We start from the raw sequence: 17424 nt of genomic DNA on the forward strand, positions 1-17424 counted from the left end.
CGTCCAAGCCTGCGGCGGTCCAGCCCGTCCGCCGCCGTGATGACGGCCGCCTCGTGCCTCGGCGCGTTCCGCGTCCGCACGGCGAACCGGCGAGATCGGAGGCGCGGGCGAGCGTGGGCATGGCGCCCCCGCTCGACAGCCGCGCCGGACACCGAGCGTTCCGTCGAGAAGCGGTCGGCTTGATACGCATCAGACGATCACTGACATAGTCTTCCGCGCGTGATCCGCCCCATGCGAGACGCGTTCACCGGCCTGGGCATCGCAGGCCGCGGCTACGCGCTCCTCTTCAGCTCACGTCGTCATCTGCTTCGGGGCGCCGTGCCTGCCCTGCTGACGTCGCTGCTCTATCTCGGCCTGCTGATCACGCTCGTGGTCTTCAGCGGAGACATCACCGCCTGGCTGACGCCCTTCGCCGACGGCTGGGCGGAACCGCTGCGGTCGTTGACCAGAATCACCGTCGGCATCGTGTTCTTCGCCGCCGTCATCGCGGCGGGTCAGGCCGTGTTCCTCACCGTGACGCTGCTGGTCGGCGGGCCTGTCTACGAGTCCATCTCCGAGGAGATCGACGAGCAGCTGGGCGGCGGGGTCGTCGAGGAGGCGCAGACCGGCTGGTTCCGCTCGGTGCTCGCGGGACTCGGGGATGCCGTCCGCATGCTGTTCCGCTCGCTGATCTGGGCGGTCGTGCTGATGGCACTCGGCTTCATCCCGATCCTGGGTCTGCTCGTGCCGCTGCTCGCGATCCTGGTGGGATCGTGGCTGCTGGCCCTGGAGATCACCTCGCTGCCGATGGGGCGACGCGGGATCGGCCTGGTCGACTGCCGACGGAGGCTGCGGCGGCGGCGGATGCTCGCCCTCGGATTCGCCCTGCCGAACTACCTGCTGATGCTGGTTCCCTTCGCGGCTCTGATCGCGACGCCCGCGGCGCTGGCGGGCGGGACGGTCCTCGCCCGCACCCTGCTGGACGAGGAGACCGCCGCCGCCTGAGCCGAGGCCACAGGCGGCGGCGGTCCGGCGCACGCCTTCGACGCCGTCATCGTCACCCGTCTGGTTCCTGCACCGGAGGCCGGTCACCTGGTGGGGTGACATCGGGCGGCGGCTCGCCCGGCGGCGGGCCCTCCGGGGGCGGCGGCTGCGGTGGCCGCGGCGGCTGCGTGGGCGGCGGGGCGGGGGGAGGTGCGCTCGGTGGCGGGGTCGGCGGCTGCCCGCCGCCGTCCGTCGGCGGGGGTGGAACCGGCGGACTGGGGACCGGGGGCGGCGTGGTCGGTGCGCCGCTCTGCGACGGCGGTGCGTCGGACGACTCCGACGGGCGTCCGGTGCTGACCGAGATGGTGATGGTGTCGCCCGGCATCGCGAAGCCCTGGGGAGACTGGCTGACCACGGTGCCCTCGGGCTCCTCGGCGTCGACCGACTGTTCGGAGACCGAGAAGTCCGCGTCCTCCAGCACCTTCCTGGCCTCGCCGGAGTTCATGCCGACCACGTCGGGGGCGTGCAGGTCCCCGCCGCCGTCGGCGTACCTCGGGTCGAGTTCGGGGAGTTCGGCGACCGGCAGCGACTCGTGGACCGGCGTCATCGCCGAGAACCAGGTTCGGGCCGGGACACGACCGCCGAAGATGTTCCCGCCGCCCCCGCACAGTCGCGGCGGCTCGCCGTCGCAGATTCCTTGGATCTCTCGGCCGTCGTTGAACGTGAGGACGGCGCCCGCCATCTGCGGGGTGGCGCCGATGAAGCCCGCCGAGTAGTAGTCCTGCGCCGTGCCGGTCTTGCCCATCATCGGCCGGGTCCAGTCGGCGGCGGCGGCGGCCGCGGTGGCGGTGCCGTCGGTGTGGTCCTTGGAGAGGCCGTGGAACAGGCCGTCGGCCAGCTTCTCGTCGACGACCTGCTCGCAGGGCGCCTCAGTGATCGGAACCGGGTTTCCTGAGCGATCCAAGACCTCTTCGATCGGAGACGGCGGGCACCACACGCCGCCGCTGACGATCGTGGCGGACACGTTGGCCAGTTCCAGCACGCTGGTCGGGGTGAAGCCGAGGGTGAAGGCGCCCATGTTGTGCTTCTTGAGGAACTCGCCCTGCTGCATGTTGCGGTCTTCGGTCTCGGCGTCCAGATCGACCGGGTCGCCTCGGTGATTGACGCCCGCCATGCCCTCGCGCATGCCGAGCCGCTCCGCCATGTCGACCGTCGCATCCAGGCCGACGCGCTCCTGCAGCATCACGAAGGACGTGTTGGGGGACTGCGCCAGCGCGTCCTGCAGGGTCATCGTGGCGGGATAGCCGTTCTCGCCGTAGTTGGAGACGGTGTATCCGTCGCCGTTGTTGATGTAGGTCATCGCGGTGTAGGTCTGCGGAGCCTCCACCTCGTTGTAGATGCCCATGCCCATCTCCAGGGCGGCGGCCGTGGTGAACACCTTGTAGATCGACCCCGCGCCGAACTTGGTCATGTCGCTGGGCAGCGCGTACATGGTCTGGCCCTCTTCCAGGTCCAGCCCGTAGTCGCGGTTGGCCACCAGCGCGCGGACCTTGTGGTGCTCGGTGCCGGGCTCCACGATCGCCATGACGTTGGCGATGCCGGGGGTGTCCTTGGGGACCTCCTGCATCGCGGACTCCTTGGCCGCGTCGTTGGCGGCCTGGTCCAGCGTCGTGCGGATGGTGTAGCCGCCTCGCCTGAGCTGGTCCTTCGAGAAGCCCGCCCGCTGGAGGTAGTCCAGGACGTACTCGCAGAAGAAGCCGTCGTTGGGGCCTGCGCCCACACAGTCGTTCGGCGGTCTGCCCAGGGGCTCGGCCAGCCCGAGCGGCTCGGCCAGCGCCTCCTCCTTCGCCTCCGGCGTGATCCGGCCCTGGGAGGCCATCAGCTCGATAACGACGTTGCGCCGGACGAGTGCCTCCTCGGGGGCGCTGCCGGGGTTGAGCGCGCCGGGGCTGTTCACGATGCCCGCGAGCATCGCGGACTGGGCGACGGTGAGCTTGTCGGCGGTGGTGTTGAAGTACGTCTGTGCCGCGGCGGCGATCCCGTAGGTCTGGTTGCCGAACGGTACGACGTTCAGATAACCGGCGAGGATCTCCTCCTTGTCCAGGTTCTGTTCGAGCTGGAGTGCGACCCGGATCTCCCGCAGCTTGCGGGCGGGCGTCTGCTCCTGCGACTTCGCCTGCTGCGCCGGATTGCCGTTGGCCACGACGTGGACGAGATAGTTCTTCACGTACTGCTGCGTGAGAGTCGAGCCGCCCTGGGCGATCGATCCCTCCATCTGATTCGTGATGGCCGCTCGGATCGTCCCGCGCCAGTCGACCCCTTCGTGGTCGTAGAAGCGCTGGTCTTCCACTGCCACGATCGCGGCCTTCATCGTGTCGGCGATCTCGTGCGGTTCGACGATGACGCGGTACTGATCGAAGAGGTACGCGATCTCGGCGCCGTCGGAATCGGTGATCGTGGTCAGCAGCGGCGGATCGGTGGACACCAGGTCGGCTGAGATGCTGTCCACCGTGTTGCTGGCCTGATTGGACACCATGCCCAGGCCGCCTGCCACGGGAAACAGCACTCCTGCCGTCAGCACGCCTGCCAGCGCGCAGAAGCCGAGGAGCTTGAGAAGCCGGTTCCTGAGGTGCACGGACCCAACAGTACTGGCGAACGGCCGGTGTGCTAATGGACCAACGAGCAGATCCTACCCGAATAGATGACTAAGGGTGCCACTCTGCGTTACCTTGAGTAATTGTTGAGGTACCCGGTGATTTAGATGGAACCGACGGGCTCTACAGTCCGTCAACGTCTCACGACAGGGAAACGCAGAACGTGACACTGATGTGGAACGTTGCTCACAGCGGGTGCCGGGGGGTGCCCTAAAGAGTCGGAAGACGGCAGGAGCTGGGGGACATGATGTTCGACCAGGGGGACTGGCGGATCAAGGCGGCGTGCCGCGACGAGGACCCGGACCAGTTGTTCGTGCGTGGAGCGGAGCAGCGGAAGGCCAAGTTGGTCTGCCTCGGCTGCCCGGTTCGTACCGAATGTCTGGCCGAGGCGCTGGATAACCGGATCGAGTTCGGTGTCTGGGGTGGGATGACGGAACGCGAGCGGCGTGCGCTGCTCCGGCGTCGTCCCGACGTCCTCTCGTGGGCGGAGCTGCTTCAGGAAGCACGACGGAATCATTCCGACATGGAGGAATACCAGGTCTCGTAGGCCCGCCTCAAGCCGGACGTCATCGGGACGTCAGTTCGATGACCCGGCCGAGGCCAGGCGTTCGCCGATCTCCTGGAGGCCGGCGAGATCGTGTACGTCGTCGGGCAGCGCGGGGACGCCGACGACGGCCACCTCGGGATGTGACCTGGTGAAGCGGGACAGCAGCCGCAGCTCACGCTCGGCCAGCGCCACGCGGTCCGCGTGCAGCCGGAGCACGGCTTCGGCCAGCGGGCTGCTGTTCCGCCCCGCCAGATCCTCGGCGGCCGACAGCGAGGCCGCCGAGGACAGGCCCGCGATGACGGGATGCGTTCGATTGATCACCAGCCCGGCCAGCGGCATCTGCTCTCCCGCGAGCCGGTCCACGAAGTAGGAGGCCTCCCGCAGCGCGTCGGGTTCGGGCGTGGCGATCACCAGGAAGGCCGTTCCCGGCGAGCGCAGCGTGCGATAGGTGTGTTCGGCACGTTCGCGAAACCCGCCGAACATGCTGTCGAACGCCTGGACGAACGCGGAGGCGTCGGCCAGGAGCTGGCCGCCGACGACGGTGGAGACGGCCTTGCTGAACAGGGAGAACCCGGCGCCGACCAGACGACGGAGGCCGCGTCCACCCGCCCGGGCGGGCGCGGAGAGCAGCCGGATCAGTTTGCCGTCCAGCACCGTGGACAGCCGTTGTGGAGCATCCAGGAAGTCCAGTGCGGACCGGCTCGGCGGCGTGTCGACGATGATCAGATCCCAGGAGCCGTCCTGAGTGAGCTGTCCGAGCTTCTCCATCGCCATGTACTCCTGAGTGCCGGAGAAGGACGTGGAGATCGTCTGATAGAACGGGTTGGTCAGGATGGCGTCGGCCCGCTCCCGACCCGCGTGCGCGAGCACCATGTCGTCGAAGGTGCGCCGCATGTCCAGCATCATGGCGTGCAGTTCGCCCCGGAGTTCGAGACCCGGGACCCGCACCTGCCTCGGCTGGTTCGACAACTCCTTCAGCCCGAGTGACTGGGCCAGCCTGCGTGCCGGATCGATGGTCAACACCACCGTCCGGCGTCCCCGATCGGCCGCGCGCAGTGCCAGCGCGGCGGCGGTCGTGGTCTTGCCGACTCCGCCGGAACCGCAGCAGACCAGTACGGTCGTGTCCGGGTCGTCGATCAGGGAGTCGACGGCCAGCTCCGGTGGTCGGCGGCGTTGCCCGCCTGATGACGCATCCGGCATCGGTGTCACCGGACTCCCTGGTCTCGTAGCGCCCCGGCCAGTTCGAACAGCGTCGTCCGATTGATGCCGTCGGTGTACTCGGGCAGCTCCAGCGTCGGGAGGTCCGGCTGTTCCAGCCTGTCCCGGGCCCTGGCCGCGGACCGCACGCCGATCGCGTGCTCGATCGTCTCCGTGACGAGGTCCTCGATGGTCGCCTCGTCCAGTTCCAGACCGGCGGACTCGAGCCCGGCGCGCACCCTGGCCGGATCGACCCGCCCGCCCGCCGCCGCGGTGACAGACCTGGCGGGCAGGTGAGCCGGACGTACCCGGTTGACCAGGACCGCACCGGGGCGCAGGTCCGCGGCGTCGAGTTCCGCCACCGCCTCCAGGGTCTCGCGCACGGGAAGCTCCTCCAACAGGCTCACCAGGTGCACCGCGGTGTCGCCCGAGTGCAGCAGCCGCACCACGCCGTCGCTCTGGCTCCGGATCGGACCGACCTTCGCCAGGTCCGCCATCGCGCGGGTGACGTCGAGGAACTTGACCACTCGCCCGGTCGGCGGCGCGTCCACCACCACCGTGTCGTAGACGTGGCGTCCGCGCTCGTCGATCCGACGCACGCATTCCTTGATCTTCCCGGTGAGCAGCACGTCGCGGAGGCCGGGGGCCAGGGTGGTGGCGAACTCGACGGCGCCCATCCTGCGCAGTGTCCGACCGGCGAATCCCAGGTTGTAGAACATCGTGAGGTACTCCAACAGCGCGGCCTCTGCGTCGATGGCCAACGCGAGCACCTCACCGCCGCCCGGGCCGGTCGCGAGGTGCTCTTCGGAGTAGGGCAGCGGCGGCGTCCCGAAGACGCCGGCGATGCCCTGTCGGTCCTCGACCTCCACGAGCAGCACCCGCCTGCCGCGGTCGGCCAGCGCGAGCGCGAGGGCAGCGGCCATCGTCGTCTTGCCCGTGCCCCCCTTGCCGGTGACCACATGCAGTCGGGCCCGGGCAAGCTGCTCCGTCCATCCGGCGGTCGACGCCCTCACGCGGTCAGCCTAAGGGGGTCGAGCGGTGTGTCGGGAACGTGTGTGTCCGTTTCCCCGTCGCGTGTCTCGGCCGCGGGGCCGCCCGCGCCGTCGATCGGGCAGCGACTACTCGGCGAGCGTGATCACCGTCACGGCGATCGCGGTGGCCGCGACGAGTCCCCAGGCGAAGGTGGGCGGGAGGACGGTGGCGACCAGCGCGACGCAGACCGCGAGGAGGGCGAGGGAGATTCCGCCTGCTCGCAGCACGTCGACCTGGGTGCTGCCTCGTCGATCCCGCGCCTGCGCCATGGCCACGAGCACTAAGACCATGCCCCCGACCACCATGAGCACGGTCGCGATGATCCGCCACGTCTCCACCCCTCAACGCTAGCGGGATGCGAGACGCCGCAGTACGTCCGAACGGCCGTGTCGATACACCCATTCGTGGGGATGGCACCGCGAAGCCGGATCAACAGATACCCTCCGTCAATGACAAAGTGGGAGTACGCCACGGTCCCGCTCCTGATCCATGCGACCAAGCAGATTCTTGATCAGTGGGGCGAGGACGGCTGGGAGCTGGTGACCGTTCTGCCCGGCCCGACCGGTGAGCAGCTCGTCGCCTACCTCAAGCGACCGAAGGGGTGATGGTCGGGTGACCGAGCAGGATCGACCGTCCTGGACGGCACGACTGGCCGAACTCGGCATCGAGCTGCCGCCCGTCGCGGCGCCCGTCGCGGCCTACGTGCCCGCGGTGCGCTCCGGTTCGCACGTCTACACCTCCGGTCAACTGCCGATGGTGGACGGTGCGCTTCAGGCGTCGGGCAAGGTCGGCGCCGAGGTCAGTCCCGAGGAGGCCAAGGCCTATGCCAGGACCTGCGGCCTCAACGCGCTGGCGGCGGTGCACGCGCTGGTGGGCCTCGATTCGATCGTCCGAGTCGTCAAGGTCGTCGGCTTCGTCGCCTCGGCCGAGGGCTTCACCGGACAACCCGCGGTGATCAACGGCGCCTCAGAGCTGTTCGGTGAGGTGTTCCCCGAGACCGGCGGGCACGCGAGATCGGCGGTCGGGGTGGCCGAACTGCCGTTGGGCGCCCCGGTCGAGGTCGAGATCGTCGTCGAAGTCGCCTGAACCTGAACGGAGAAACCCGGTGGTGGGGACGCCCCAGACGCTGTGCCATGAGCTGCTGTTCCGGTTGGCGGGCAGACTGGACGACGACGAGCTCTGGCGATACCGGGACTGGTTGGACGGCGGTGCCGAGGCGGTGATCGCCCGTGCCCTGCCCCGGACCCTGTTGCACGACCGGATCGGTCTGACCGTCGAGGAACACCGGTTGCTGACCGAGGCGCTGGTGCCCGCCGGCGCCTCGCCCGCCCTGCTGGCAGGCGTGCTCTCTCTCGAATCCGAACCGCGGACCAGATTCCGTTTCACCTCGGTCACGCCGTCGGGCGCGAACGCGGGCGACTCGGCCGCCGTCGTGCTCGGCGCGGTGCTGCGGGGTCGGGCCAGCATCGGCGAGGTGCGCTCGACGTGGCGGCTGACCGGAGAACCATCGGACGATCCTCGTCGCGTGCTGCTGGTCAGCGCGGCCGCCGAGCACGTCCGGCTGACCGCCGAACTGCAGCGGGTGCTGCGGGCACTCGGCGAGCACGACCCCTGTGTGGAGGTGGCGCTGCCGGAGCAGCGGCTGCCCTCGTACCACCGGGCCGCCTGGGCCGATTCCGAGGTGGTCCTCACCGGACCGGCGCGTCTGACGCACGCTTGAGCAGCTCACGCTGAATACCCGTCGTAGTCCGGCGGGGCGGAAGGAGAGATCCGGCATGGCTGACACCTCGCTGAACAGGGAGGGGCTCGGCGGCCAGGCGCTGGACGTGTCGAGCCGCATCCACGACCTGTTACTCGCGATGGCGGGGCGCATCGACGACGACGCCCTGGTGCGTGCTCGCGAGCTGCTCGCGTTGGGCGAGTTCGATCGTGCGACCGACTTCCTCACCGGCTGTCTGGTGGCGGGCGCGGTGCCCGTGACCATCTCGGAGCGCGACGAGCTGTCCGCACTGCTGGTCGAGGTCCGGTCTCCTCCCGCGTTGGCCGCACGGCTGAACCTCATGGAGCAGCTTCCGACGATCGCGCACCGGTTCACCGCCGAGTCCGAGCCGGTCGCCGAGCTGACCGAAGTCCTCTCTCGGCTCGCGGGCAGACTGCCCGCCCTGAACTGGGTGCGCTGCGTCTCCCGGCTCACCCCGGCCGGACCCACTCCCGCGGGCGGGACGCAGCGAGTCGTGCTGGCCGAGGTCGGACGCTCCGGTTTCCCGCACGCGCTGGCGTTCCTGCTGAGCCAGGAGTTGTCGGACCTCGGGGTGTCGGCGATCGTCGACACCTGGCGCGAGGGAAGCGGACTCTCGGACTATCACGCCCAGGCGTTGTCGGCCGCGGTCGAGGTGCCGCTGCCCACGCCCGCCGTCGGACCGGGCCCGTCCGCGGCCGCATCGCCGAGGAGCTACGCGGCCGCCGAACCCGCCGTCTCGCCCGTATCGCAGGTGGACGCGGAGCCTGCCGGTCGCGGTACCGGCGACTCGCACTGGCGTTCCGGCTCAGGATCGCGCGGCACCGACTGGTCTTCGCGGCGGTCCGTCACCCGGTCCGCTGCCACGGCGGACCAGGTCATGGAGTCGCCGCGGGAGTCGGGGCGCTCCGCGCGCAGCTCCGACGGCGGTGCCGAGGCATCCGATGATGACGGCGGTGGTGCCGATCGACCGTCCTGGATGCCGAGGACCGCACCGAGACCTGACTTCGCGGCCGAGGAACACACCGAGGCCTCCGCTCCCCTGAAGCCCGTCTACGATGCCGCGCCGGCCGCCGCCGATGTCGCCGCCGCCGATGTCGCAACGGCCGACATCGCGACCGAGGTCGACGAGACGCCTGAGGTGGTCGCCGACGTCGTACAACTGCCGAGGCCGGACACCGCTACCGTCGCCGATGCCGAACTCGACGGACTCGACGGCGCCGAGCCCGTGGTCGAGACTCGCTCTCGCAGGTCGTCGTGGGCTCGACGGCAGCCGTCGATCGTGACGCCGGACAACGGCCCGGAACTCGTCGACGAAGCCGCGGGCGCGTCGGCGGACGAGCCCACTCGCACCTTCTCCGTCGCCGAGACGGCGACGCGGCGGGACGCCCCCGACTCCGCGACGGTCGACTCGGGGTCGGTCGTGGACCTCGCCGATTCCACCGCCGAACCCGAGGACGGCAGCGACTCCGCCGGCACGTACTCGTGGACCACGGGCGCGGCCGAACCGGCCGACGACTCCGAGTCCACGGCAGGCGGCACGAAGTCCGACGGCGGGACGGAGGCCGACGGCAGCGCGGACTCCAAGCTGACAGAGAAGGAACGCGACCTGCTGCGCAAGCTGCACGAGGAGCTCGCACAGCGTGAGCAGGTCGGTTCCGCCGAGGAGCCCTCCGCCGCGCACGGCGGATCGACGTCCTCCGGCCGCAGGCACGCCGTGAGCAACGTCGAGCAGACCGGCCCGATCACCCGGATCACCGGTATGGACGGCGTCTCGCACACGGCGGCCGCGGGCGGGCCGCACCGACAGAACAACGGCTACCCGCCCTTCCAGGCTCCCAACTGACGCCAGGGGAACGCGGCGGCTCCGCTCTCGGGCGACCGTCGCGGCGGTGTCAGGTGCGGGCGACTTCCCGCGCCGACGCCAGGACGCGCTGCAGATGAAGGCCCCTGCGCACGTCGCAGGGGTGATCGCGCAGGCCGCTGTGCACCATCGCGACGAAGTCGTCGAGCAGCGCGGTATAGCTGTCGGACGGCTCCACGGCGGTGCCTCGGAATTCGCGGTGGCCCTGCTCGCCGAACACCGTGAGCTCGTTGACCGACGGGCGCACCGGCGTGTGCATCGACATGGTCACGGTGCTGCTCGCGCCGCCCTGGTGGTCGAGGACGAGCTGCCACACGCCGGACGGCGTCCGATGCGCGGCGACGACGTCGGTGACGGGGCCGAGCGCCGCATCGATCAGGTCCACGGCATGCGGGCCGACGTCGAAGAGCCCGCCGTCCTCGGCATGCCGCCACGGCGAGCCGGCGAACGGACCCTTCAGCAGGCCGCCGGAGATCCAGCGGACGGAGCCGCCCTGCCAGCCGGGAAGCTCCGCGATCTCACCAAGCCAGGATCGGACGTCCGAGGCGAAGCGCCTGGTCAGCAGTACGAGGGTGACGACGTCGTTGTCCGCGGCGGTGTCGGCGAGCCGTTGGGCGTCGGCGAGGGACAGGGCCAGCGGCTTCTCGAGGATGAGATGTCTGCCGCGTCGGGCCGCGCTCGTCGCCAGTTCGGCCTGCACGTCCGGCGGGACCGCGAAGGCCACCGCGTCGACGGAGCCGAACAACGAGGCAGGATCGTCGGCGACCTCGGCGCAGTACGGGCCCGCGATCTCGGCGGCCGCCGACGGTCTGCGAGCCCAGACCGAGGTCAGTCGGGTGCCGGGGTGATCGGCGATGCCGGGAGCGTGGATCGCCCTCGCCCAGGGACCTGCGCCGATCAGGCCGACCCGGAGCTGCCGATCCGCCGTGTTCTCGTGTGCTTCCACACCGTCATCCTGCCGGTCCACCGCCTCGGCGGGCAGGGCACGGACCGAGCCCAGGCCGGTCAGGCTTTCCCGAGACGCGGGCGTCCGCTGGTCACCGGCCGCCTTCCCACCAGGCGGCGGGAACGAGGATCTCGAAGCCGTCGTCGTCCCGCAGCCGCAGTCCCGTCTCCGTCCGCTCGGCCCGCAGGTCCTCCGCCACCGAGCCCGGTACCGGGATGGCCAGACCGTAGAAGCCTCGATCGCCGAGCCTCTCACCGATCCACACGGTGCTGGTGGCGCTGACCAGGCTGCGTGCGGTGCGCAGCTCGACCGTCGGCATGGCCTGCGCCGAACCGGCGTCCTCGTCGGGCCGGACTCCGAGGTCCACGACGACCAGTTCGACGTTCTGACTGCGCCACGGCAGCAGGATCGCGAGGCCGAGCAGGACGGTGAGGATCGTGCCGAGCACGCTGCCCGCGACCACCAGGGCGATGCGGCCGAGACATCCCCGGACTCCCGGCCTCGCCACGGGCGTCGCGATCTCCTCGATCTGTTCGCTCACCTGCTCATGATGGAGGGTCCTAGAGTGGCGGAGTGCCCCGACTGCCCAAGGACTTCTTCCTTCCCGCCGAGCTCATGCCCGAGATCGTGCCGTCGCCGCCCGCGCGGCCGAAGGACGCCGCGACGGTGGTCCTGCTGCGGGACGGGCGGGCTGGAGTGGAGGTGTTCCTGCTTCGGCGCGTCACCACGATGGCCTTCGCAGCCGGGATGAGCGTCTTCCCCGGGGGCCGGGTGGACCCGAGGGACTCCGACGTGTCGGTGGCCTGGGCGGGGCCGGCTCCCGCCTGGTGGGCGCGGCGGTTCGGCTGTTCACCGGAGCTCGCCAGGGCGGTGGTCTGCGCCGCGGTCCGGGAGACCTTCGAGGAGACGGGGGTGCTGCTGGCCGGAACGGACGCCGATCGGGTGGTCGCCGACACCGCGAGGTACGCGGAGCAGCGCGCCGGGCTGGAGAGTCGGGACCGTTCGCTCGCCGAGTTCCTCGCGGAGGAACGCCTGGTGCTGCGTGCCGACCTGCTCCGGCCGTGGGCCAACTGGGTCACCCCGGTGGTCGAGCCCCGTCGTTACGACACGCGGTTCCTGCTCGCCGCGCTGCCTGCCGGGCAGCGGGCCGACTGGGCGACGTCCGAGGCGGACCTCGGCGGCTGGCAGCGTCCATCGGATGCGTTGGCCGCTTGGGAGGCGGGAGAGATCGCTCTGCTGCCGCCGACGTGGTTCGTCCTCGCGGAGCTGGCCGAGTGTGACTCCGTCGCGGCGGCCTTCGCCGCCGAGCGGACCGTGGACCGCATCGTGCCGAAGATCATCAGGGAGGGTGCCGTGCTGCGGCTGCTGATGCCGGGCGACCCCGACTACGGGGACACGCCCGCGGTCGCCGATCCGCCCTCGGCCGGGGCGGCGTCGAGATGAGCGTCCCCATGGACGGAGCGGACGGCGAGATTCCCGCCTACGGGGTGCTGCGACAGGTCACGGCTGCCGCAGCCGTGCTGCTGGCCCGCAATCCGTCCCCGATGACGTTGGCGGGCACCAACAGCTGGGTGCTGCGGGCGTCGGGAGCCGTGGACTGCATCGTGGTCGACCCCGGTCCCGACGACGACGAGCATCTCGACGGCCTCGCGGCCGTCGGGCCGGTGGCCGCCGTGGTGCTCACTCATCGGCATGCCGACCACGCCGGGGGAGCGTTGCGGTTCGCCCGGCGCGTGGCCGCTCCGTTGTATGCCGCCGATCCGGCCCTGCGCTTCGCGCCCGACGGGCTGGAGACCGATCTCGACGACGGGCGACTGCTGACGGCCGCAGGCCTTCGGCTCCGCGTGCTGGCGACTCCGGGACACACCTCCGACTCGCGCTGTCTGCTCATCGAGGGTGACGACTCGGTGCTCACCGGGGACACGGTCCTGGGCCGGGGCACCACCGTCGTGGCGCATCCGGACGGCCGCCTCGCCGACTACCTCGACTCGTTGCGCAGGCTCATCGCCCTGCCCGCGGGTACGGCTGTGCTGCCGGGCCACGGCCCGGAGCAGCCGGACGTCAGCGCCGTCGCCTCGGCCTATCTGGACCACCGCCTCCGACGACTCGGCCAGGTCCGCGCCGCACTGGCCCGGCTCGGGCCGGACGCCACGGCGGGACAGGTCGTCGAGCTCGTCTACTCGGACGTCGATCGGAGCCTGTGGGCCGCGGCCGAGTGGTCGGTGGCGGCCCAGCTCGTCTATCTGCGAGAACAGGGCTGATCGAAAAGCCCGCGCTCGGCCGGACCGCCGTCTCCGACGACAGCACCGCCGTGGTGCCCCGGCGGCCACGGCGAGCCGAGGTCGGACGTCGGCGGTCCGGGACCCGTCATGGAGCCGGTCAGTGCCCGCCGCCTCGGGACGGTGCGACGAGATAGGTCAGTTCGACCTCGTCGGGGCGTGCCTCTCCGGTGAGCACCGTGCCCCGACGGTCGGCGTCGGGCACGGCCAGCCGCACCTGTCCGCCCGCGAAGGCCTTGAGGCCGTCCGCGAGATTACGGGCCTGAAAACGGCGGGTCGGCCTGCCGCCGTCGACGGCGGCCTTCACCATCTCCTCGGACTCGCCGGTCTGCGAGTCCACCCCGCGCACCCGCAGCTCGGCGTCGCCGACCTCCAGGCTGATCAGGCCGTGCGGACCGGTGTAGGGCAGCGCGCGGCGGATGGCGCCCGCGAGCACGTCGGCCTCCACCCATGCGGTGGTGTCCGCGGGCACCGACAGCAGTCGGTCGGTGCTCGGGAACGCGGTGGCGAGCAGTGCCGTGATCAGGCAGGACCGTTCCCAGGTGAGGGCGGCGCGGTCCTCGTCGGCATGCAAGCCGACCTCGGCGCCGTCGGGGATCCGCCGCAGGACCTCGGTGAGCGTGGCGGCGGGGAGCAGCACGTCGAGCGGTGTCTCGTCGACCGGTCGCCAGGGCAGCCGAGCCGTGGCCAGTCGGAACCGGTCGCTGGCCATCAGGACGAGCCGATCGCCCTCGGAGGCGATGCGAACCCCGGTGAACACCGGGAGCGCGTCGTCTCGGGACGCGGCGGCGGCCACCGGGGCGAGCGCCGCCCGCAACGCCGCGCCCGAGACGCCGCCGAGCCGGGCGGGCGGCGCGGGCACGCCGGGATGGGCGTCGAGTTCCAACAACGGCAGGGCGAACCTGGCCTGCGGGGTGCGCAGCGCCAGCCGTGAGCCTTCCACCACGAGGCGGATCTCCGGGGTGTCGACCGTGCGCAGGGTCTCGGCCAGCGGCTTGGCCGGGACGAGCACCTCGCCGTCGACATGACACGTCGCGGGCGCCCAGAGCCGGATGCCGCGTTCGCGGTCGGTACCGGAGAGCGTGACGCCGTCGGCGTCGCCGCGCAGCACGATCCCGGTCAGCACCGGCTCGATCACGCGGGTGGGCAGCAGGCGGGTCACGTCGGCGACGGCGGAGGCCAGACTGGCGGTCGGCGCGGTGAGGTCCAGGTCCATTCCGCGAAGACTAGGCAGGGAGTACGACGATCTCGGACCGATGCGCGGCCGAGTGCGAACCGGTCCGCAGCGGGCCGCACGGGCGATGGCGGATGGCGCCCCTCAGCCGGACCGCGCGGCGGAGGCGGACGGGTCGGCGTCCGGCGTGTCGGGGTCTGCCCGGGGGCCGGGCGTCGAGGACACCGGCTCCGTCGAAGCGATCGCCGTCGAGGACACCGCCGATGACGTCCGTCGCCGTGCGGGCGGCCTGCCCGAGACCGTGTGGCGAAGCAGCCAGACCATCAGCGCGATCGACACGCCTGCCGCCGATGCCCAGAGGAAGGCGGCCCGCGGGCCCGCGCTCTCCACGAGGCCGCCGCTGACGCTCTGGCCGATCGCCAGGCCCAGGGTGACGGAGGTGATGACCCAGCCGAACGCCTCCGCGGCGGCGCCGGGTGGGGCGGCCGCCTCGACCGCCAGCGAATGCGTCGTCGACTGCGGCGTGATGAGGGTGCCGACGAGGACCATCGCCATGCCGAGCCCGAGCAGCGATGTCGGGATGGCGAGCAGGGCGCTCAACAGCGCGAAACCCCCGAGCAGTACGGGCAGCCGGAGATAGATCGGGCGCGGCCACGGTCGCATGCCGTACAGCACGCCGAACAGGACGGAGCTGACCGACCAGAGGCTCAGCAGCAGTCCGCCGACGCCGGGGTGCCCCGCCGCGGTCGCCGAGGCCGGGACGGCGACCTCGATGAAGCCGACGACGAGGCCGAAGCCGAACGCGGCGAGCGCGACGGTCCGCATGGCAGGCCGGGCGAACGCGCCGAGGACGCCGCCGCTCTGCGCGGGCGCGGTCTCCCGGCTTCCCCAGGCTCGCACGGTGCGTGTCATGGCGAAGGCGACGGAACCGAGGAACTGCGTCGCGGCGCCGATGACCAGGCCGGTGCCGGGCCATGGCGCGGTGACGAAAAGGCCTGCCAGGCCGGGCCCGAGGATGAAGAAGACCTCCATGCTGATGGCCTCGTACGAGTACGCGGCGGTGCGGACGGGGCCGGCAGGCAGCAGCCGATGCCAGAGGGCCCGCGAGGCGCTGCCCACCTGCGGTTGGCTGAGACCGAGCGCGAGGGCGCAGCCGACGAGCACCGGCACCGGGGCCCGCAGCTCGATCGCGGTCACCTCCAGAGCGGCCAGGGCGGCGAACACGGTCGAGAAGACGAGGAGGGGGCGCGTGGGGCCGAAGCGGTCGACGATCCGACCCTGCGCGACGGACCCCATGGCCACGCCGATCAACGCGGCACCGGAGACGAGACCCGCCGTGGCGAACGAGCCGGTCTGATGCTGGGTGTAGAGCAGCAGCGAGATGCCCACCATCGCGATCGGCAGCCGCCCGAACAGGGCGGCGATCACCGGTCCGGTGGCTCCGGGCGTGGTCAGGGCACGGCGATAATCGGCGATGGACGCTGCGTCGGACACCGGCCCAGTCTGCCGCAATATGGTACGAACGTACCAGTAATTAACCAGGTGTGTTCAGTCACGAAGAGCGGTAGGCTGATGGCCCGGCCGTGCTCAAGTCTCGAATCGATAACGCTCTTTGATTTTCTTCTTCTTCGGACGCAACGTCTGACCAAGTCTTCACGTCTTCCGAGAAAGAAGACATCCTGCCCCTGGTGAGAGTCCGCTCTCCCGACTACGGCAGGATCTTCTCCGCACAGAGACCTTCCTTCGGACGAAACGGATCGGGGCCGTCGCCGGAGGGTGGGGGAGCGTGGCTCGTCGGGGGACGGGCTACGCCAGAGAACAGAAGGACCGGTGCGCCACGTCGGGGGTGGCGCCCGGTCCTTCTGTTCTTCTCTGGTCTCCCTCGTCGCCTACCGTGCTCGTCGAGCCAGCCGCTCCGGGTCCAGGATCAACACGCTCTTGCCTTCCAGGCGCAGCCACCCACGGTGCGCGAAGTCGGCCAGGGCCTTGTTCACCGTCTCCCGTGAGGCGCCCACGAACTGGGCGATCTCCTCCTGGGTCAGGTCGTGGGTAACCCGCAGCAGTCCTGCCTCCTGGCTGCCGAAGCGCTGTGCCAGTTGCAGCAACGCCTTGGCCACCCGGCCCGGCACGTCCGTGAAGATGAGGTCGGCGAGCATGTTGTTGGTCCTGCGCAGCCTTCTGGCCAGCACACGAAGCAACTGCTCGGCGATCTCCGGTCGCTTGCTGATCCACTCCCGCAGCGCGGGCCGGTCCATGCTCAGCGCCCGCACCTCGGTGACGGTGGTCGCCGTGGACGTCCTCGGACCTGGATCGAAGATCGACAACTCTCCGAACATGTCTGAGGGACCCATGATGGCAAGCAGGTTCTCTCTGCCATCCGGCGATTTCCTGCCGACCTTCACCTTGCCGGACTGGATGATGTAAAGCCGGTCGCCTGGCTCACCCTCAGTGAAGATGACGTGGCTACGGGAGAACTCCACCGGCTCCAGCGTCTGAGTGAGAGCCTCCACGGCTCCAGGCTCAACACCCTGGAAGATGCCCGCACGGGCCAGGGTCTCGTCCACCTCGTCCCTCCTGTCGAGACGCGGCGGTCACCGCAAGACGGACACTCTCCGTTACGAGTGCCAGTCTGGTGCCGCCGATCGCTCCGTGCAGTCTAACTGCGCGGTAACAGAGACCGCGTTACCTGCGGTCCGTAGTGCGCGGCGGCGAGATCGAAGTCAGCGGGGCCTGCGGGCCTTGAGTCTCCCGGAACGGCCCCTCCTGCGGAGACGGAACAGCTCGAGCGCGCGGCCGATGCCCTGGCCTGCCAGCGCGCGGACCTCGTCGGGACGGGCGTTGTCCAAGAGCTCCTCCACGTCGTCCTCGCGGACCGAGACGTTTCGGATACCGGATTCGACGCGCTCCATGAAGAGCGCGAAGAACATGATCACGAGCGGAACGGCGATGACGAACCAGGCAGTCATGATGTCTCGATGGTGACTCATCACGCTGGGTGGCGTCGCTCGGGGTGGGCGAAATCCGCCAGTG

18 protein-coding genes are annotated in these 17424 nt (G+C 70.6%); 8 read left to right on the plus strand and 10 right to left on the minus strand.

Going from position 1 to position 17424, the window contains the following annotated elements; genetic code table 11:
- Positions 1-219 precede the first annotated feature (219 nt).
- Positions 220-984 (plus strand): EI24 domain-containing protein, encoded by a 765-nt coding sequence (locus AHOG_RS01130; RefSeq protein WP_093939707.1) that lies wholly within the window; start codon positions 220-222, stop codon positions 982-984.
- A gap of 52 nt (positions 985-1036) precedes the next feature.
- On the opposite strand, the gene AHOG_RS01135 is transcribed toward AHOG_RS01130, so the two are convergent.
- The gene (locus AHOG_RS01135; RefSeq protein ID WP_157736568.1) at positions 1037-3598 is read right to left on the minus strand and encodes a penicillin-binding protein; all 2562 of its coding nucleotides are present in this window, start codon (positions 3596-3598) and stop codon (positions 1037-1039) included.
- A gap of 263 nt (positions 3599-3861) precedes the next feature.
- On the opposite strand from AHOG_RS01135, the gene AHOG_RS01140 reads away from it, so the two are divergent.
- Positions 3862-4164: a WhiB family transcriptional regulator gene (locus AHOG_RS01140; RefSeq protein ID WP_093939708.1), complete on the plus strand. Its 303-nt coding sequence runs from the start codon at positions 3862-3864 to the stop codon at positions 4162-4164.
- 30 nt (positions 4165-4194) lie between these two features.
- Here the strand turns inward: AHOG_RS01140 and bagB are convergent, their stop codons facing one another.
- The 3 genes from bagB to AHOG_RS01155 all read right to left on the minus strand — a co-directional run bounded on the left by bagB (position 4195) and on the right by AHOG_RS01155 (position 6731).
- Positions 4195-5364: an ATPase BagB gene (gene bagB / locus AHOG_RS01145; protein WP_093939709.1), complete on the minus strand. Its 1170-nt coding sequence runs from the start codon at positions 5362-5364 to the stop codon at positions 4195-4197.
- A 5-nt stretch (positions 5365-5369) separates the two neighbouring features.
- Positions 5370-6374 (minus strand): ATPase BagA, encoded by a 1005-nt coding sequence (gene bagA / locus AHOG_RS01150; protein WP_093939710.1) that lies wholly within the window; start codon positions 6372-6374, stop codon positions 5370-5372.
- A gap of 105 nt (positions 6375-6479) precedes the next feature.
- Entirely contained in the window at positions 6480-6731 is a 252-nt protein-coding gene (locus tag AHOG_RS01155) for a hypothetical protein (RefSeq protein WP_093939711.1), read from the minus strand.
- A gap of 111 nt (positions 6732-6842) precedes the next feature.
- Here AHOG_RS01155 and sp36 point away from each other — a divergent pair, with 111 nt between their 5' ends.
- The 4 genes from sp36 to AHOG_RS01175 are packed head-to-tail and all read left to right on the plus strand — an operon-like array spanning position 6843 to position 9977.
- Positions 6843-6998, plus strand: coding sequence for a Sp36 family protein (sp36, locus tag AHOG_RS01160; protein ID WP_016696652.1), 156 nt, complete (start codon positions 6843-6845; stop codon positions 6996-6998).
- Between the two features lie 7 nt (positions 6999-7005).
- Complete coding sequence (locus tag AHOG_RS01165) at positions 7006-7479, plus strand: RidA family protein (RefSeq protein ID WP_093939712.1); 474 nt, start codon at positions 7006-7008, stop codon at positions 7477-7479.
- A gap of 19 nt (positions 7480-7498) precedes the next feature.
- Positions 7499-8113, plus strand: coding sequence for a hypothetical protein (locus AHOG_RS01170; RefSeq protein ID WP_169725794.1), 615 nt, complete (start codon positions 7499-7501; stop codon positions 8111-8113).
- A gap of 55 nt (positions 8114-8168) precedes the next feature.
- On the plus strand, positions 8169-9977 hold the full coding sequence (locus tag AHOG_RS01175) for a hypothetical protein (protein WP_093939713.1): 1809 nt from the start codon (positions 8169-8171) through the stop codon (positions 9975-9977).
- Between the two features lie 49 nt (positions 9978-10026).
- Here the strand turns inward: AHOG_RS01175 and AHOG_RS01180 are convergent, their stop codons facing one another.
- Complete coding sequence (locus tag AHOG_RS01180; RefSeq protein ID WP_093944041.1) at positions 10027-10941, minus strand: Gfo/Idh/MocA family protein; 915 nt, start codon at positions 10939-10941, stop codon at positions 10027-10029.
- 91 nt (positions 10942-11032) lie between these two features.
- Positions 11033-11482 carry a hypothetical protein gene (locus tag AHOG_RS01185; protein WP_093939714.1) on the minus strand — a complete coding sequence of 150 codons (450 nt, stop codon included), beginning with the start codon at positions 11480-11482 and terminating at the stop codon, positions 11033-11035.
- Positions 11483-11556: 74 nt separating this feature from the next.
- Here AHOG_RS01185 and AHOG_RS01190 point away from each other — a divergent pair, with 74 nt between their 5' ends.
- Both AHOG_RS01190 and AHOG_RS01195 read left to right on the plus strand, forming a co-directional pair.
- Positions 11557-12384, plus strand: coding sequence for an NUDIX hydrolase (locus AHOG_RS01190; protein WP_093944042.1), 828 nt, complete (start codon positions 11557-11559; stop codon positions 12382-12384).
- Positions 12385-12392: 8 nt separating this feature from the next.
- Positions 12393-13202 (plus strand): MBL fold metallo-hydrolase, encoded by an 810-nt coding sequence (locus AHOG_RS01195; RefSeq protein WP_245856502.1) that lies wholly within the window; start codon positions 12393-12395, stop codon positions 13200-13202.
- Positions 13203-13320: 118 nt separating this feature from the next.
- Here AHOG_RS01195 and dnaN read toward each other — a convergent pair whose 3' ends face one another.
- From dnaN to AHOG_RS01215, 4 genes are all read right to left on the minus strand, one after another.
- Positions 13321-14436 (minus strand): DNA polymerase III subunit beta, encoded by a 1116-nt coding sequence (dnaN, locus tag AHOG_RS01200; RefSeq protein WP_093939716.1) that lies wholly within the window; start codon positions 14434-14436, stop codon positions 13321-13323.
- A 102-nt stretch (positions 14437-14538) separates the two neighbouring features.
- Positions 14539-15888 (minus strand): MFS transporter, encoded by a 1350-nt coding sequence (locus AHOG_RS01205; RefSeq protein WP_093939717.1) that lies wholly within the window; start codon positions 15886-15888, stop codon positions 14539-14541.
- A 395-nt stretch (positions 15889-16283) separates the two neighbouring features.
- Positions 16284-16958 (minus strand): Crp/Fnr family transcriptional regulator, encoded by a 675-nt coding sequence (locus AHOG_RS01210; RefSeq protein WP_069845948.1) that lies wholly within the window; start codon positions 16956-16958, stop codon positions 16284-16286.
- A 156-nt stretch (positions 16959-17114) separates the two neighbouring features.
- Positions 17115-17360 carry a hypothetical protein gene (locus tag AHOG_RS01215; protein WP_093939718.1) on the minus strand — a complete coding sequence of 82 codons (246 nt, stop codon included), beginning with the start codon at positions 17358-17360 and terminating at the stop codon, positions 17115-17117.
- Positions 17361-17424: the final 64 nt, after the last annotated feature.

It is taken from the genome of Actinoalloteichus hoggarensis (assembly GCF_002234535.1).
Classification (GTDB): domain Bacteria; phylum Actinomycetota; class Actinomycetes; order Mycobacteriales; family Pseudonocardiaceae; genus Actinoalloteichus_A; species Actinoalloteichus_A hoggarensis.